At 64.5% G+C, this 15,427-nt stretch carries 12 protein-coding genes and 1 tRNA gene; 2 read left to right on the forward strand and 11 right to left on the reverse strand.

Features of this window, described 5'->3' with window-relative positions; genetic code table 11:
• Window positions 1–227: 227 nt before the first annotated feature.
• Window positions 228–491, reverse strand: a complete 264-nt coding sequence (locus tag ML540_RS16205) for a glycine zipper domain-containing protein (protein WP_243363672.1) — start codon at window positions 489–491, stop codon at window positions 228–230.
• A gap of 8 nt (window positions 492–499) precedes the next feature.
• Window positions 500–883, reverse strand: a complete 384-nt coding sequence (locus tag ML540_RS16210) for a hypothetical protein (RefSeq protein ID WP_243363675.1) — start codon at window positions 881–883, stop codon at window positions 500–502.
• 426 nt (window positions 884–1,309) lie between these two features.
• On the opposite strand from ML540_RS16210, the gene ML540_RS16215 reads away from it, so the two are divergent.
• Window positions 1,310–2,764 (forward strand): outer membrane homotrimeric porin, encoded by a 1,455-nt coding sequence (locus ML540_RS16215; RefSeq protein WP_243363678.1) that lies wholly within the window; start codon window positions 1,310–1,312, stop codon window positions 2,762–2,764.
• A gap of 83 nt (window positions 2,765–2,847) precedes the next feature.
• Here the strand turns inward: ML540_RS16215 and ML540_RS16220 are convergent, their stop codons facing one another.
• The 8 genes from ML540_RS16220 to ftsH form a co-directional block, all read right to left on the reverse strand.
• Complete coding sequence (locus tag ML540_RS16220) at window positions 2,848–3,933, reverse strand: hypothetical protein (RefSeq protein WP_243363680.1); 1,086 nt, start codon at window positions 3,931–3,933, stop codon at window positions 2,848–2,850.
• 78 nt (window positions 3,934–4,011) lie between these two features.
• Window positions 4,012–6,384 carry a replication restart helicase PriA gene (priA, locus tag ML540_RS16225; protein ID WP_243363689.1) on the reverse strand — a complete coding sequence of 791 codons (2,373 nt, stop codon included), beginning with the start codon at window positions 6,382–6,384 and terminating at the stop codon, window positions 4,012–4,014.
• A gap of 285 nt (window positions 6,385–6,669) precedes the next feature.
• Window positions 6,670–7,536, reverse strand: coding sequence for a UTP--glucose-1-phosphate uridylyltransferase GalU (galU, locus tag ML540_RS16230; protein WP_243363692.1), 867 nt, complete (start codon window positions 7,534–7,536; stop codon window positions 6,670–6,672).
• A 161-nt stretch (window positions 7,537–7,697) separates the two neighbouring features.
• Window positions 7,698–9,050, reverse strand: coding sequence for a phosphoglucosamine mutase (gene glmM / locus ML540_RS16235; protein WP_243363701.1), 1,353 nt, complete (start codon window positions 9,048–9,050; stop codon window positions 7,698–7,700).
• An 11-nt stretch (window positions 9,051–9,061) separates the two neighbouring features.
• Window positions 9,062–9,955, reverse strand: coding sequence for a hypothetical protein (locus tag ML540_RS16240; RefSeq protein WP_243363712.1), 894 nt, complete (start codon window positions 9,953–9,955; stop codon window positions 9,062–9,064).
• Window positions 9,952–10,728 carry a diadenylate cyclase CdaA gene (gene cdaA / locus ML540_RS16245; RefSeq protein WP_243363714.1) on the reverse strand — a complete coding sequence of 259 codons (777 nt, stop codon included), beginning with the start codon at window positions 10,726–10,728 and terminating at the stop codon, window positions 9,952–9,954. Before cdaA ends, ML540_RS16240 begins: the two co-directional genes overlap by 4 nt.
• Window positions 10,725–11,606 carry a dihydropteroate synthase gene (gene folP / locus ML540_RS16250; protein ID WP_243363716.1) on the reverse strand — a complete coding sequence of 294 codons (882 nt, stop codon included), beginning with the start codon at window positions 11,604–11,606 and terminating at the stop codon, window positions 10,725–10,727. Before folP ends, cdaA begins: the two co-directional genes overlap by 4 nt.
• Window positions 11,607–11,646: 40 nt before the next feature.
• Window positions 11,647–13,632, reverse strand: a complete 1,986-nt coding sequence (gene ftsH, locus ML540_RS16255) for an ATP-dependent zinc metalloprotease FtsH (protein WP_243363726.1) — start codon at window positions 13,630–13,632, stop codon at window positions 11,647–11,649.
• 115 nt (window positions 13,633–13,747) lie between these two features.
• On the opposite strand from ftsH, the gene ML540_RS16260 reads away from it, so the two are divergent.
• Window positions 13,748–13,840, forward strand: a tRNA-Sec gene (locus tag ML540_RS16260).
• Window position 13,841: 1 nt separating this feature from the next.
• Here the strand turns inward: ML540_RS16260 and argH are convergent.
• Window positions 13,842–15,239, reverse strand: coding sequence for an argininosuccinate lyase (gene argH, locus ML540_RS16265; protein WP_243363729.1), 1,398 nt, complete (start codon window positions 15,237–15,239; stop codon window positions 13,842–13,844).
• Between the last annotated feature and the right edge of the window lie 188 nt (window positions 15,240–15,427).

Genomic DNA, 15,427 nt, shown 5'->3' on the forward strand with positions numbered 1-15,427 from the left:
CGAATTGTGCGCCGTGGCGCGGCCGGACCTCTCGGCGCTGGATGCGTCGGCGAGACTCAAGGACCATCATCTGGACGGTCGCACCTGCGATCCGCCGATCGGCAAGCTAACCGCCGGGAGCGACCCGAGGGAGGTGGACCTTTGGGAGCCGGGCTTCTGGGACTCGCCTGGAGGGAGATCGGGCATCTTCGAGGCTGACCGGGCAATGCCCGGCCAGCCTCGCTTCATTATTGTTGAGGTTTCGTCGTCTTGGGTTTGCTCTTCTTTTCCTGCTCGTGGCCGTAAAGCCCTCCGGCCACAGCTCCCAGGGCACCGCCGATGGCCGCGCCCACGCCCACGTATCCGCCCGATATGGCGGCTATCCCCGCGCCCGCGCCCGCTCCGATGGCTCCTCCGCTGAGCGCGCCCTGCTGCGTCTTGGTCATGTTGGTGCACGCGCCCGTGAGCAGCAGCGAACAGGCGAGGACGCCCGCAGTGAGTGTCTTGCTCATGATGGCACCTACTTCTTGTCGGTTATGGGGAAGGCCACTTCGTACCAGAGCACTTCCACCACGGGTTTCGTTTTGAGTTCAGGCTTCAGCTTGAACACCTTGTCCAGCTCGTCCACGATCTCCTTGAGCTTGAAGCGCGACAGGCCGCTCACCCAGGCAGGGATCAGGCTTTTCTGGTCCGCCGGGGGAGTGGCCCCCTGAACCTCCTTTTCCAGTTCGATCATGGTGGTCATCCCGGCAATGAACGAGAGCCGCTCCTGCGGGGTGGCGTTCATCCAGTGTTCGCCGGTGATCACGGGAAAGGAGTAGGTTTGCGCCTTGGCGGTTCCGGGATGGGCCAGGAGAAAGGCCCCCAGGACAACCGCCAGCATCATTGAGCGTTTGTATGCCACAGTGCACCTCCAGCAAGTTTTGCGAGACCCGGTGGAAGGAACAAAAACCACCTTCCGTTTTCCTTACGCCGAATTACCGCTTCGGCGCAAATAATTTCAACCCGACTTCCTCTCCGGCCTTCGACCTCCGGCCGTTTCAATCAAACGCGACACAAACTGTTATCATCTCTATTGTATTTCAATAATGAAATTAACTTTACCGCAGTAACCTGCTACACGCGCCAATCGACAAGACTGAATGAAGTTGCATTGTCGTTTCTACCTGGTGTTTTCGATGCAACTTCTTTTATACGCGAATTATTAGAGAGGCAGTATGTTTTGAAAGCATGCCTACACGATGGTTCACCGGGACGAGACCGCGCATGCGCGATGCTTAGCCCCGTTTTATGTCCGGCAACCCTTCATGACAAAGGAGTAAGGAAAAACATGAAGCGTTTTGCTAGCCTGGCCCTGATTGCCGCAATGGTGTTCGGCTGCGTGGCTTTCGCCTCCGCCGCCACCGAGGTCAAGATGACCGGCGACGCCCGTATCCACGCCAACTTCTGGAACAACATCAACTACACCGGCTGGAACGCCAAGGGCACCAACACCGGCGACTCCCTAACCATCTGGGAGCGCTTCCGCCTGCGGTCCGACTTCATCGCCAACGAGGGCCTGAAATTCCGCTTCGGCATCCGCGTGAACAACAAGGCCTGGGGCAACGACACCTTCACCGTGGACAACCCGGCCACCTCCATCGACGTGTACCAGGCCTTCCTGCAGTTCAAGTGGCCCAGCACCGATGTGGAGTTCACCGTGGGCCTCCAGGACATGGACCTGCCCATCTCCGCCCCCGGCATCCTGAACTCCAGCCCGGTGTTCGGCGGCACCCGCGCCGCCGCCGCCGTGGTGTCCATCCCCGTGATCGACCAGTTGAAGATCGTGGGCGGCTTCACCCGCCTGCTCGACTCCAACAAGGACTTCGACACCACCACCAAGCAGGTCGCCGACGAACTTGACGGCTACTTCCTGGTGATGCCCATCACCCTGGACGGCTTCTCGGCCACTCCCTGGGGCATGCTGGCCGTCGCCGGCAAGGATGCCACCTACACCACTCCGGTGGGATCTTCCCCCCGTTACACCGACCAGTCCCTGGCCACCAACCTGGCTTCCGCCGGCTACATGACCGGCGCCAACACCGGGTTCACGCAGAGCCAGACCGTGTACTGGTGGGTAGGCTCCTCGTTCGCCGTCACCGCGCTTGATCCCTTCAAGTTCTATGCTGACGTGATCTACGGCGAAGGCGCCTCCGACCAGGGCAGCAGGCGTCGCGCCGGCCTGTTCTTCGATGTGGCCGCCGAATACACCGGCTTCGACATGCTCACCCCCCAGGCGACCTTCTGGTATTCCACCGGCGAGGACAAATCCACCGGCAACGGCTCGGAGCGCATGCCCACCGTGGTCGGCTCATGGGGACCCTCGACCTCGTTCCTGTTCGACTCCAGCCAGGCGTTCGCCGCCGGCCACATGGGCCTGAACCCCATCGGCACCTGGGGCTTCGCGGTCTCGCTGAACAAGATCTCGTTCATGCAGGACCTGACCCATCGCCTGACCTTCACCTACGCCCAGGGCACCAACAACGCCCGCGCCCTGCGTAACGCCAACACCATCTGGGGCACCGGCAACTATGTGCAGATGGGACGCGACCTGACCACCAACGAGTACGTGATGGGCGTCAACTTCGACAACCAGTACAACATCTACGAGAACTTGGCCGCCATCGTGGAAACCGGCTGGGCGCACGGCTCCTTCCAGTCGAGCGTCTGGGGCCACCGCCTGGTGAACCAAGCCCAGAACGGCGACGCCTGGAAGGTCGCCTTCGGCCTGCAGTACAAGTTCTAATCGGAGTTTGCCGGACGTGACCATGGCGGCCGGGACGAAAGTCCCGGCCGCTTCTTTTTCATGAGGGGGTAAGCCCGGAGGCTCTACTGGTTCAGCGTGGACTGGGTCAGGAGGGTGACGTTGGATTTGGTGAAGAACCCGTCGAATCCGTCGTAACGGCGGATGTATTCGTTCACCAGGAGCGTGTTGGGGCTCATTTTGGTGAAGATCTGCTTGAGCCCTTCCTCGCGCGAGCCCACCAGGTCGGACAGGAAGCCCTGCCCCTGGCCCTTGAGGGACTCCACTGTGTCCTCGATGTTCTCGGTGGTGAAGGCCATGTGGTGGCTGCGCGGGCCGTAGTTGTGGATGAAAAGTTCCGTGGGGCCGGACTGCTCCACCGTGGTGAAGGGAGCGATGCCCGAGGTGAACACCTGGGCGTAGTCGTCGGGCGAGAGCCTGGCCACGTTGGTGATGGAGTTCAAAAAGTCCACGTAGACCGCAAAGGAGAAGTCGTAGCTGGTGAGTTCCATGAACTCCAGGATGGCCGCGTCACGCTCCTCGGCGCGCACGCGGGTGGCCACGTGGTCGAGGTCCTTGATGTTGTTAAGCCAGGGCCTGTCGGGCTTGGCCACATCCAGGGAGAGGGGCGCGCAGTCGGGGGTGAGGTAGTCCGACTCCCGGCTCTTCCACTCCACGAGCCCGATGGAGTTGCCCGTGAAGCGCGAGGGCATGGTCTGGGCGTACGTGTAGTTGGGAGTCTTGATGACGTCGTCCGAAAGGAATTCCACCCCGCGCTTGCGCTGGGTCTTGAAGTATTCCTTCACGTCGCGGCACTTGAAGATGAAGGTTTCCAGGCGGGTGTTGGGGACGGAGGCCGTCTTGGCACCTTGGTTGGCGGCGGCGAAGGGGTTCACGCCCGCCTTTCGAGTCTGGATGATGAGGTCGGCCGAGCCCTCCTGGGAAAGGATGCACACGTCGTGGGGGCCGCGCGAATAGGCCGCGGACACGCAATGGCCGGTGTTGCCCAGGAGTTCGCATATGGCCGGGACGAAGTGGTCCGGCTCGGTGGTGATGACCACGGCCTCAAGCCCGCCCACCAGGCCCTCGAGGCCCGCCTTGCGGCGCTCGGAGCGGATTTTTTCCACGGCGCCCAAAAGGACGGAATCGTCGTTCTGCTTGAAATCGGACATGGGCTACCCCTTGAGAATTGGAATGATTCGTATCGGAGTAATACCCGAAACGGGGGCGATGTCCAACGGGGAATGGCTCTACATCATGTCCACCGGGTCCAGGTCCAGCTGCAGCCTAAGCTTGCTCGAACTCCCAAGCGCCCGCAGGGCCTTGGCGAAGCTCTGCCGGATGGACGGCCAGTCCGCCGCCTTGAGCAGGCAGTTGAAGCGCCTGCGGTCGCGCATCACGGCAATGGGAGCCGGAGCCGGGCCGAGCACACGCACGCCGGGCACGCCCCGCAGGGCGCGGCCCAGTTCGGTCAACGCCTCCTGCCCCATCTCGTAGTCCCTGGCGTAACTGGCCCGCACCAGCCCGAGCTTCACGAAGGGCGGATAGCCGTACTTGCGGCGCTTCTCGATCTCCTGGGCGAAGAATCCGGTATAATCGGCGTTTTTCACCAGCTCCCAGAACGGATCGTTCGGGCTCCTGGTCTGGATGAGCACCCTGCCCGCCTTCTCGCCGCGCCCTGCCCGCCCGGCCACCTGCACCAGCATCTGGAAGCTGCGCTCCATGGCCCGGTAGTCCGGCAGGTTGAGCCCCATGTCGCCGTCGGCCACCAGCACCAGGGTCACGTCCGGGAAGTCGTGGCCTTTGGTGAGCATCTGCGTGCCCACCAGCACCTGGGTGCGCCCGCGCGCGAAATCGGCCAGGATCTCCTCGGCCCGCCCCGCCCGGCGCGCGGCGTCGCGGTCCAGCCGGGCCACGCCCACCTCGGCGGGCAGCACAGCGGACAGCTGCTCCTCCAGGAGTTCGGTGCCTTCGCCCATGGGCAGGAAGTTGCATCCACCGCAGGAGCCGCAGGGACGCGGAAACCCGAAGCTCTGGCCGCAGTAGTGGCAAACCAGGCGTTCGCGCCCCTTGTGGTAGGTGAGCGACACCTCGCAGCTGGGGCAGCGCACCACCTGCTCGCAGTCCAGACAGAAGATGAGCGGGGAGTAGCCCCGGCGGTTGAGCAGGATCATGGCCTGCTCGCCACGCGTAAGCGTCTCGTTCAGCGCCCGGATGCTGGGCTCGGCCAGTAGCCCCGCTCCATCCTTGTCCAGGCGCTGCTTCAGTTGCACCGCACGGTCGCGCGGGGCCAGGTCGATCAGCTCCACATCGGGCAGCCTTCCCGCCCCGGCCCGGCTGGGCATGACCACCATGGGCGCGGCCCCGTCCAGGGCCGCCTGGTAAGTCTTGACGTCCGGCGTGGCCGATCCGAGCAGCAAGAGCGCCCCGTCCTGCCGGGCGCGGAAATAGGCCACTTCCTTGGCCTGGTAGGGCAGGCGCTCGTCCTGCTTGAAGGATGAGTCGTGCTCCTCGTCCAGGATGATCAGCCCCACGTCCGGCACGGGCAGGAAAAGCGCCGAACGCGTGCCCACCACCAATCGCGGCGAGCGTGACACGGCCACTTCTCGGAAGGTGCGCTCGCGCCTGACAGGTGTCTGGTAGCCGTGGGAATACACGGGGTCGAAACCGAACCAGCTGCGCGCACGGTCGCGCAGGGCGGCAGCCAGGGCCACCTCAGGGGCCAGGAGCATCACCGACCGGCCCTGGCGCAGCACCTCGCCGGCCAGCTCGAAATAGAGGCGGGTCTTGCCGCTTCCGGTGACGCCGTGCACCAGGCGCTCGCCTCCTCCTCCGCCACTCGCCAGCAACGGCAGCATCTCGTCCAGGGCAGCCTGTTGCGCCTGCGTGAGAGGCGGCCTGTCCTCCGGCTCGCCGATGACGGACTCTTCCTCGGGCTCTTCGGGCGGCGGCCCCAATATGATGCGCCCCTTGCCCTCCAGCGCCTTGAGCGCCTGCGAGATGCCCGGCCCCAAAGCCTCGCGCAGCTGCGCCGCCGTGGCTTGTCCCCGGGCGAAAAGCATCTCCAGCACCGCCAGTTGCGCCGAGGCGGCCGGACGCACCGGCCAGGGCGGGTCCACCAGCAGGCGGTAGGCCGGTTCCGGCTCGGCGGAGGTCACCGCGAGCAACGCCTCGCCCCCTCTCCAGGCCACGGCCAGATCGGCCACCGGGACCGGGGCTTCGTCCAATTTGCTCAACGGATACTTTAGCTTTTTGCCGCCATGGAGAAACGACAGCGTGGCCCGGGCCAGCTTGAGCCCGGCGGGCAGAAGCGTGGCCAGCACCTGCCCCGCATGGGCCATCTGCCGCGACGCCAAGTTCTCGGCCAGCCGGACGTAGGCGGGTGTCAGGAGAGGCGCAAGTTCAAGGGGCCAGATGACGTCCTTGGCCTCAATGCCCTCGGGCATGGATTCGGCCGGGCCAAGCACCACGCCCGCGCGCACGGACCGGCCCATGGGCACGGCCACGCGCATGCCCGGCGGGAAATCCCAGCCGCGAAAATGCGCGGGAAGAGAATAGGTCAGGGCCGCGAAGGGCGGCGAGAGGAGCGCGATGCGCAGAAGCGGGGGCGATGGCAACGTCATAGTGTCCTGGGGAGGCAGCCGGAGAGGAGCGAAGAGGAAGATGCCTCCGGCGGTCAAAGGAACGAAGTTCCTTTGGAATCCTTTATAGCTTCGCGTCAATCAGCGTAATCACGCTGGTCGGCGCGAAGCTACTGAGGGTCCAGGGGGATCATCCCCCTGGCGGGTGCAGGGCAGCGCCCTGCCGGGGTACGGGGCAGCGCCCCGTCAGTTCTTAACGAGAGCGCCGCCCGCCGTCAAAGCGGCGAGCGGCGCGAAAAGGCTCGCGGGCCGAAATGGCGCGGCCTGCTAGACGGGCATGAAATCCCGCAACTTGGAGATGAGCGGGTAGCGCAGCTCCTCGTCCTGCAGGGCGAAGTAGATGTTGGCGGCCAGGTAGTCCACCCAGTCACCGGCGTCGAAACGCTGTCCGCGAATCTTCACGGCCAGCAGGCGGCCCTTCTTGGCCAGGCCGCGCAGGGCGTCGGTGAGCTGGTACTCGCCGTCCTTGTTAGGCTTGAGCGCTTCCAGGTGCTCGAATATGTCCGGGAAGAGCACATAGCGGCCAACGATGGCCAGCTTGGAGGGCGCCTCGCTGGGCTTGGGCTTTTCCACCAGGTCGCGCACGCGGTAGAGCCCGGAGGAGAATTCGTCGGCATCAATGATGCCGTAGCTGGAAACCTTGTCGGCGGGCACTTCCATGACGCCCACAACGGGCATGTGCTCGGACTGGGCCACCTGGATCAGCTGGCGGATGCCCGGTTCCATGCTGAACATGAGGTCGTCGCCCACCATGACCGCGAAGGGCTCGTTCTTGACCACTTCCTTGGCGCAGAGCACTGCGTGGCCCAGACCCAGCTGCTTCTTCTGGCGCACGGTGATGATGTTGGCCATCTCGGCGGTCTGGCGCACGGTCTGGAGCAGTTCGGTCTTGCCGGAACGCTCCAGGATGTTCTCCAGGGCCAGGTTGTAGTCGAAATGATCCTCGATGATGGTCTTGTTGCGGTTGGTGATGAAGACCACGTCTTTGAGGCCGGCGCTCTGGGCTTCCTCGACCACGTACTGCACCACCGGCTTCTTGAAGATGGGGAGCATCTCCTTGGGAACGTTCTTGGTGGCCGGCAGCGACCGGGTGCCCCACCCCGCGACCGGAATCACGACCTTCGATATCTCCATGGGCCTTCTCCTTCGAGGATTGTCACTTCACGCGGGACCGCCCGCAGCGCGATTCGGGGCCGGGGCGACACCCCTCACAACCCGGAAAAGCCCGGGCCCCGCATTGCTCCAAAGACGAATTCTAGGAGATTGGTGCGAAAAGTCCAGTGAAAACGCCGGGGCTAGCGCAAGTGCTCCTTGAGAGTCGCGGCCAGGGATTCGGCCAGGGATTTCACCTGGCCCTGGTCGGAGCCCTCAACCATGACGCGGGCCACGGATTCCGTGCCCGAATAGCGCAGCAGCACCCTACCCTTGCCGCACAGGGCGGATTCGGCTTCCTTCACGGCCTCCAATACGGCCGGGGCCTCTTCGAAGGGGATCTTGCGCTCCACATGCACGTTGATGAGCAGCTGGGGATAGGGCTCGAGCAGGTGGGCCAGTTCCGAGAGGGGCTTGCCGCGCTGGAGCATGATGCGGATGAGCTGTAGGGCGGCCAGCGTACCGTCGCCGGTGGTGGCGTGACGCTTGAAGATGATGTGGCCGGACTGTTCGCCGCCCAGCACCGCGCCTTCGCGGCGCATGGCCTCGAACACGTAGCGGTCGCCCACGGGGGTGCGCAGGAGCGTGCCGCCGCGCTCGTTCATGAACACTTCCAGGGCCATGTTGCTCATGACCGTGGCCACCAGCATGTTGTGGGGCAGCTTGCCGCGTTCCATGAGGTCCAGGGCGCAGATGGCCATGATCTGATCGCCGTCGAGCACGTTGCCCTTCTCGTCCACCACGATCACCCGGTCGGCGTCGCCGTCCAGGGCGATGCCGATGTCCGCGCCGGTCTCGCGCACCATGCGGGCCGTGACCTCGGGATAGAGCGAGCCCACCTTGCGGTTGATGTTGGTGCCGTCGGGCTCGACGCCCAGCTTGATGACCTTGGCCCCCAGCTCCTCGAAGATCAGAGGGGAGACCCGGTAGGCCGCGCCGTTGGCGCAGTCCATGACGACCTTCAGGCCATCGAAGGTGAGCTCGGAAGGGATGGTGGACTTGAGGTAGACGTTGTAGCGGCCGGGGCTGTCCTGAATCTTGAAAGCACGGCCCACTTCCTCGGGAGCGGGGAAATCCCACTTGCAGTCGTCGTCGGTGACGCGCGCGGCAATCTGGTCCTCGGCCTCGTCGGGGAGCTTGAAGCCGTGGCGGTCGAAGAATTTGATGCCGTTGTCCATGTAGGGGTTGTGCGAGGCGGAGATGACCACGCCCACGTCGGCGCGCATGGACCGGGTGAGGAAGGCGATGGCCGGGGTGGGCAGCGGTCCAACCAGGAAAACGTCCATGCCCGAGGCGCAGAAGCCTGACGACAGGGCGTATTCGAATATGTAGCCGGACAGACGGGTGTCCTTGCCGATGACCACTTTGTGGCGACCCTTGCCGTTGCGGAAGTGCGCTCCGGCGGCAAGGCCCAGGCGCAGGGCCACTTCGGGGGTCATGGGATGGATGTTCACCTGGCCGCGCAGGCCGTCGGTTCCGAAAAGGCGCTTGTTCATCGTGACTCCTGTCATTTCACCAGGACGGACACCTTGTCCGGCCGGGCCTGTATCAATTCACACCCTTGCGGCAGGGTGACGCGGTAAGTCGTTTCATGGCGTCCGGGCGGGGTCTTGGCGTCCACGTCCACGAACGCGTCCACCAGTCCTCTCCAGGCTCCTTCGCGCAGGAGCGTCACCGGGGCCTTGAACCGGATCATCACGGAATCCGGCACCACGGCCACTGTCCCTTTGCCCTGGTAGACCAGCCGCAAGGGGGCCTCCACGGCCGCCTCGCGCATGTTCAGCTGGTATTCCACATGAGCTTTGACCATGCGGGGCGAGGCCTCCACCTGATCCGGAAGCACGAGGTTGGCCAGGGCGTCGATCTTGCCGGAAGCGTCCTCGGGCAGCGCCAGGGGCTGGACGGGCACCTCGCGCAGCTCTCGCACCAGGGTTTCTGGGCCGGTGACGGACACCTGCGGCGGCTCGATGGACGCCTGGATCCTGAAGTCTCGGCCCACGGCGTCCCGGAAAGCCAGGCGCACGGGCACGGCCTTGGTCAGGCGGCGCTCCACGGCCACGTCCAGCCGCGAGGGCCTTATCTCCACCACCTCGAACAGCTTGGAGAGGGGGATGGCGCCCGGCTCCACCACAACGGTGTTCATGCCTGGAGCGAATTTGCGGGCGTCCAGGGTGTACACCAGCCCGCCCGGCTCGATCTTGCGCACGAGCCCCTTGGGGCCGCGCACCAGAACGTCCAGGGTGTCGCCCGCCGCGCCGCGGATCATGAGCCCGTCGCCCAGTCCGGAAATCTCGATCTTCACCTGCACCCAGGTGTCCACCTTCTCCCGACCTATGACCAGATACCATGAAACCAATGCGAGAAAAAGGGCGAGAACCCGGTAATACCAATTGGAGGTCACTGTCTTTCCACCCATTTGGCCAAGAGGAGTTTCACCAGTGCGTCCTGGTCCAGGGGCTCGGAGAGCTTGCCGCCCTGGGCCGCCCGGATCTCGCCGCGCTCCTCGGAGACAACAAGGGCCAGGGCGTCGGATTCCTCGGTGACGCCCACGGCCGCCCGATGACGCGTGCCGAAGGACGCAGGCAGGGATTGATATGTCGCCAGGGGCAGGATGCAGGCCACCGCCGCCACCTGATCGCCGCGCGCCACCAGCGCCCCGTCGTGCAGCGGCGTTTCGCGGTGGAAGATCGTCAGCAGGGCGTCCGCGGAGAGCCTGGTGGAGAGTTCAACGCCCCTGGCCATGATATCGCCGAGCGGCATGCCCCGTTCCAGCACCACCAGCGCGCCCATCCTGCGCTTGGCCAGCGCGCCGAGCGCCTCGGCCAACTCATGCGCCCGGTCGGCGTCGCGCGCGGCGGTGTTCGCGCCGCCGAACCAGCGAAGCCCCACCTGGGACAGCGCCTTGCGGATGTCCGCCTGGAACAGGATGACCATGACCAGGAAGAAGGAACTCAGGAAATTGGTCAGCAGCCAGTGCAGGGTGAAGAGCCCGAATTCGCCGGAGAGGTAGTACGCCACCACGACCACGATGATGCCGTGCAGCACGGAGACGGCACGCGTGCCCCGCACCAGCAGGATCAACCGATAGAAGAGCACCGCGACCAGCAGGATGTCCAGGACCTCCCTCCAGCTGATGGGAGCGTACGAGAGAATTTCCTTGATCCAGTCCGTCACCCTATGGCCTCCGTGAGCGTGAGCGCCCGCACCGCTCCTGCCGCGTCGTGAACCCGGTGGATGCGTGCGCCGCGCCGATGGCACAGGGCCGTGGCCACCTGGGTGGCCGGGCCGCGTTCACCGACGCCAAGCCCCAGAAGCCCCCCGAGGAACGACTTGTTGGAGAGCCCCATGAGGACGGGGCGTCCGAACGCCAGGAAAGATCCGAGCCCGCGCATGATGGCCAGGTTGTGCGTAAGCGTCTTGCCGAAGCCGATGCCCGGATCCAGCACAATGCGGTCCTCGGGGAGCCCGGCCTTGACCAGCATTTCGAGCTTTTCCTCGAAGAAACGGCCGATCTCGGCCACGACATCCCCGTAGGCGGGCTCGACCTGCATGGTTGCCGGCTTGCCCAGCGAATGCATGAGAACGTACCCGGGCTTGTGCTGGGCCAGCACGTCCTTGAGCTGCGGCTCGAAGGCGCAGGCCGACACGTCGTTGACGATGAGCGCCCCGGCTTCCAGGGATTCGTGCGCCACGCGGGCCTTGTAGGTGTCCACGGAGACGGCCGCATCCGGCTTGCTGCCCAGAACGGCCTGCACCACGGGCAAAACCCGGCGCAACTCTTCTTCTTCCGTCACGGGGTCAGCGAAAGGACGGGTGGATTCGCCACCCACGTCAATCATGGCCGCCCCGTCTTCCAACATGCGCAGGGCATGGGCGCAGGCGGCCGAAGGATCGAAGTTGCGGCCGCCGTCGGAAAAGGAATCCGGGGTGACGTTGACGATACCCATGACGAGGAAGGGGGCGGGTCCCAAAACCCGCCCCCCCTTGACTGTCCAGGTGACGCTTCCAGCGAGGGAGCCGAAGCCCAGGTCGAGAGTACCCATGGTGCTCATGCTGCGGCCCTGACGCGCGCGATTGTCACAAAAAGCCCGATCAGGAGGTTTTGCCCTCGCCGGACGGGGTCTCGCCGGTGGCTGTGGAGGATTCCCCGCGTCCGCCCGCGCCCGACGAGCCTTCGCCGGACTGGGGCTGGCCCGCGCCCGGGGATGCATCGCCGGAACCCGGCTTGGGTTCCTCGGCCTTGGAAGCGCCATCGGCGGGGGCGTCGGCCTTGATCTCCACAGGGGGGAGTTCCTCGCCGCGCATGAGCTTGTCGATATCGGCGCCGCTTATGGTCTCACGCTCAAGAAGGGCCTTGGCGATGAGGTGCAGAGCCTCGATATTGCCGCTCAAAAGATCCTTGGCCCTGGCGTGGCACTTCTCGACGATGTCGCGCACCTCGGCGTCGATCTGGCGGGAGGTGTCCTCGCTGAAGTTCTTGTGGGCCACCATGTCGCGCCCGAGGAAGATCTCCTCGTCCTTTTCGCCGTAGGAGAGCGGCCCGAGCCTTTCGCTCATGCCCCATTTGCAGACCATCTTGCGCGCCGTGGCGGTGGCCCGCTCGATGTCGTTGCCCGCGCCGGTGGTCAGCTGGTCCAGCACCACTTCTTCGGCCACGCGTCCGCCCATGAGCATGACGATGGAGTTGGTCAGGTACTTCTTGGAATAGGTGTGGCGGTCGTCCTCGGGCAGCTGCATGGTCACGCCCAGGGCGCGGCCGCGCGGGATGATGGAGACCTTGTGCACCGGGTCCGAGCCCTCGATAAGCTTGGCAACCAGGGCGTGACCGGCCTCGTGGTAGGCGGTGGTGCGCTTTTCCTCGTCGGAAAGGATGAGGCTGCGGCGTTCCTTGCCCATGAGCACCTTGTCCTTGGCCATCTCGAAGTCGGCCATGACCACGCGGTCGCGGTTGAGCTTCGCGGCGGAGAGCGCGGCCTCGTTCACCAGGTTCTCAAGGTCGGCGCCGGAGAAACCGGGAGTGCCCTTGGCCAGCACGTCCAGGTCCACGGAGTTGTCGATGGGGGTGCGGCGGGTGTGCACTTCCAGGATGCGCTTGCGGCCGCGCACGTCCGGGGTGGGCACCACAACCTGCCGGTCGAAACGGCCCGGGCGCAGGAGCGCCGGGTCGAGCACGTCGGGGCGGTTGGTGGCCGCGATGAGGATGACGCCTTCGTTGGATTCGAAGCCGTCCATCTCCACTAGCAGCTGGTTCAGGGTCTGCTCGCGCTCGTCATGGCCGCCGCCCAGGCCCGCGCCGCGCTGGCGGCCCACGGCGTCGATCTCGTCGATGAAGATCAGGCAGGGGGCGTTCTTCTTGCCCTGCACGAACAGGTCGCGCACGCGGGCCGCGCCCACGCCCACGAACATCTCCACGAAGTCGGAACCGGAGATGGAGAAGAAGGGCACGCCCGCTTCACCGGCCACGGCTCTGGCCAGCAGGGTCTTGCCGGTGCCGGGCGATCCAACCAGGAGCACGCCCTTGGGGATGCGCCCGCCCAGGCGGGTGAATTTCTTGGGATCGGAGAGGAACTGCACGATCTCGGAGAGCTCTTCCTTGGCCTCGTCCACGCCCGCCACGTCCTGAAAGGTGACGCGCTGGGTTTCCTGGTTGATGAGCCGCGCGCGCGAGCGGCCGAAGGACAAAGCCTTGCCGCCGCCGCCCTGCATCTGGCGCATGAAGAATATCCACACGCCGATGAGCAGCAACATCGGGAACCAGGAGACGAAGATGGACACGTACCAGGGAGATTCCTCCTCGGGCTCGGCGCGAACCTGGACCTTGTTGTCGATGAGCGTCTTGACCAGGGTCGGGTCGCTGGGCGCGTAGGTGGAGAAGCGCTGGTTGTCCGTGGTGATGCCGTCGATCCGGTGGCCTTGGATGCGCACCGATTCGAGCTGGCCGGACGTGGCCTTCTTGATGAACTCGGAATAAGCGAGTTTCGAGGCTTGGGGAGGCTGCTGATTGAGAAGATTGAACAGGACGATCATGACCACGCAGATGACCGCCCAGATGCCCAAATTCTTGGTGAAATTATTCAAGTCACTTCCTCCGTGGGGCTTTACCCCAGCGGTTCAGGTAACACTTCGGAGCCTAGCTGTCCATGAGCCCGGAGTTGAATTCACGAGGATTTAAGGTTATGTGGTCCGTCCGGTTGGAAGCGTATCGTCACCGGTGTGGCGCCTGGACTTCAAATCCAGTGGAAGGCTCATCCCCTTCGGTAGGTTCGACCCCTATACGCTTCCGCCACCTACAACCCCGCAAGCCAGTATTTGAGCGCCGAGCGCTGCTCCTGAACCCGCTCGGGCGCGGTGCCCCCGGGGGTGTTCCGGCGCTTCATGGCCGTCTCATACTTGAGCACTTCGGCCACGTCGGCCTCGATCTTATCCGAAAGCGTGCGCAGCTCCTCAAGCGTCAGATCTTCCAGACCGCACCCCTTCTTCTCGGCCATGGCCACGGCCGAACCGGACACATGGTGGGCCTCCCGGAAGGGCACGCCCTTGGCCGCCAGATAGTCCGCGAGCTCCGTGGCGTTCAAGAATCCCAGCTTGAGGGCCTGAAGCATCCGTTCCGGCCTGAAGCCCATCACCTGCATCATCTCGGCCATGATGGAGAGCGAATCGCTGACCGTCCTATCCGCGTCGAAGAACTGCTCCTTGTCCTCCTGCATGTCACGGTTGTAGGCCAGGGGCAGCCCCTTCATGAGGGTCATTAGGCCCATCAAGGCCCCGTACACCCTGCCGGTCTTGCCGCGCATGAGTTCGGCCACGTCCGGATTCTTCTTCTGGGGCATGATGGAGCTGCCCGTGGCGAAGGCGTCCGGCAGGGCCACGTACCCGAAGTTGGGGTTGGCCCAGATGATGATCTCCTCGCACATGCGCGACAGGTGCGTCATCACCGTCGATCCCACAAACAGCGCCTCCAGGGCGAAATCCCTGTCCGACACGGCGTCCAGGCTGTTGCCGAAGGTGCCGTACAGCCCAAGCTCCTCCGCCACCGATTTCGGATCGAGCGGGAACGTCGTGCCCGCCAACGCCGCCGCCCCAAGAGGAGACACGGCCGAGCGCTTGAGGGCGTCCTGGCAGCGCTCATAATCCCTTTTGAACATCCAGGCGTAGGCAAGCAGATGGTGCCCCAGGCTCACGGGCTGGGCGGGCTGCAAATGCGTATACCCAGGCAGGATCGTCTCCGCGTGCTCCCCGGCGCGTTCAACCAGCACTTTAACCAATCCCGCCAGAAGCTCGCTCCATGCCTCAAGCCTGGCGCTCACGAACAGCCGGAAATCCAGGCACACCTGGTCGTTCCTGGACCTGCCCGTGTGCAGCTTGCGGCCCGCATCGCCGATCATCTCGGTGAGCCGGGCCTCGATGTTCATGTGCACGTCCTCCAGTTCGTCCTTCCAGACGAACCGGCCTTCGTGGATGTCGCTCAGGATGATGTCCAGGCCGCCCACGATCTTTACGGCCTCGGCCTCGCTGATGACGCCCTGGCGGGCGAGCATGCGGGCGTGGGCCTTGGAGCCTGCGATGTCCTGCTCGAAGAGGGCCTTGTCGTAGCGGACAGAGCCGGTGTAGCGTTCGACGATCTTGGAGGTGGGCTCGGCGAACCGGCCGCCCCAGGGCTTGGATGAAGAGGAAGAGCTAGACATGAAGAGCCTCCGGCGGCCAGAGAGAGAACTTTTAAAACAAAGTTCTCTCTCTGGACTCTCTTTCAAAAACTTTTAAGTAGCTTCGCGTCGATCATCGGTAACACCGATGATCGACGCGAAGCAAATTGCAGCGAAGCAAATTGCAGGGTTCAGGGGGATCATCCCCCTGGCGGGTCAAGGGCAGAGCC

This window comes from Fundidesulfovibrio terrae (assembly GCF_022808915.1).
Lineage (GTDB): Bacteria > Desulfobacterota > Desulfovibrionia > Desulfovibrionales > Desulfovibrionaceae > Fundidesulfovibrio > Fundidesulfovibrio terrae.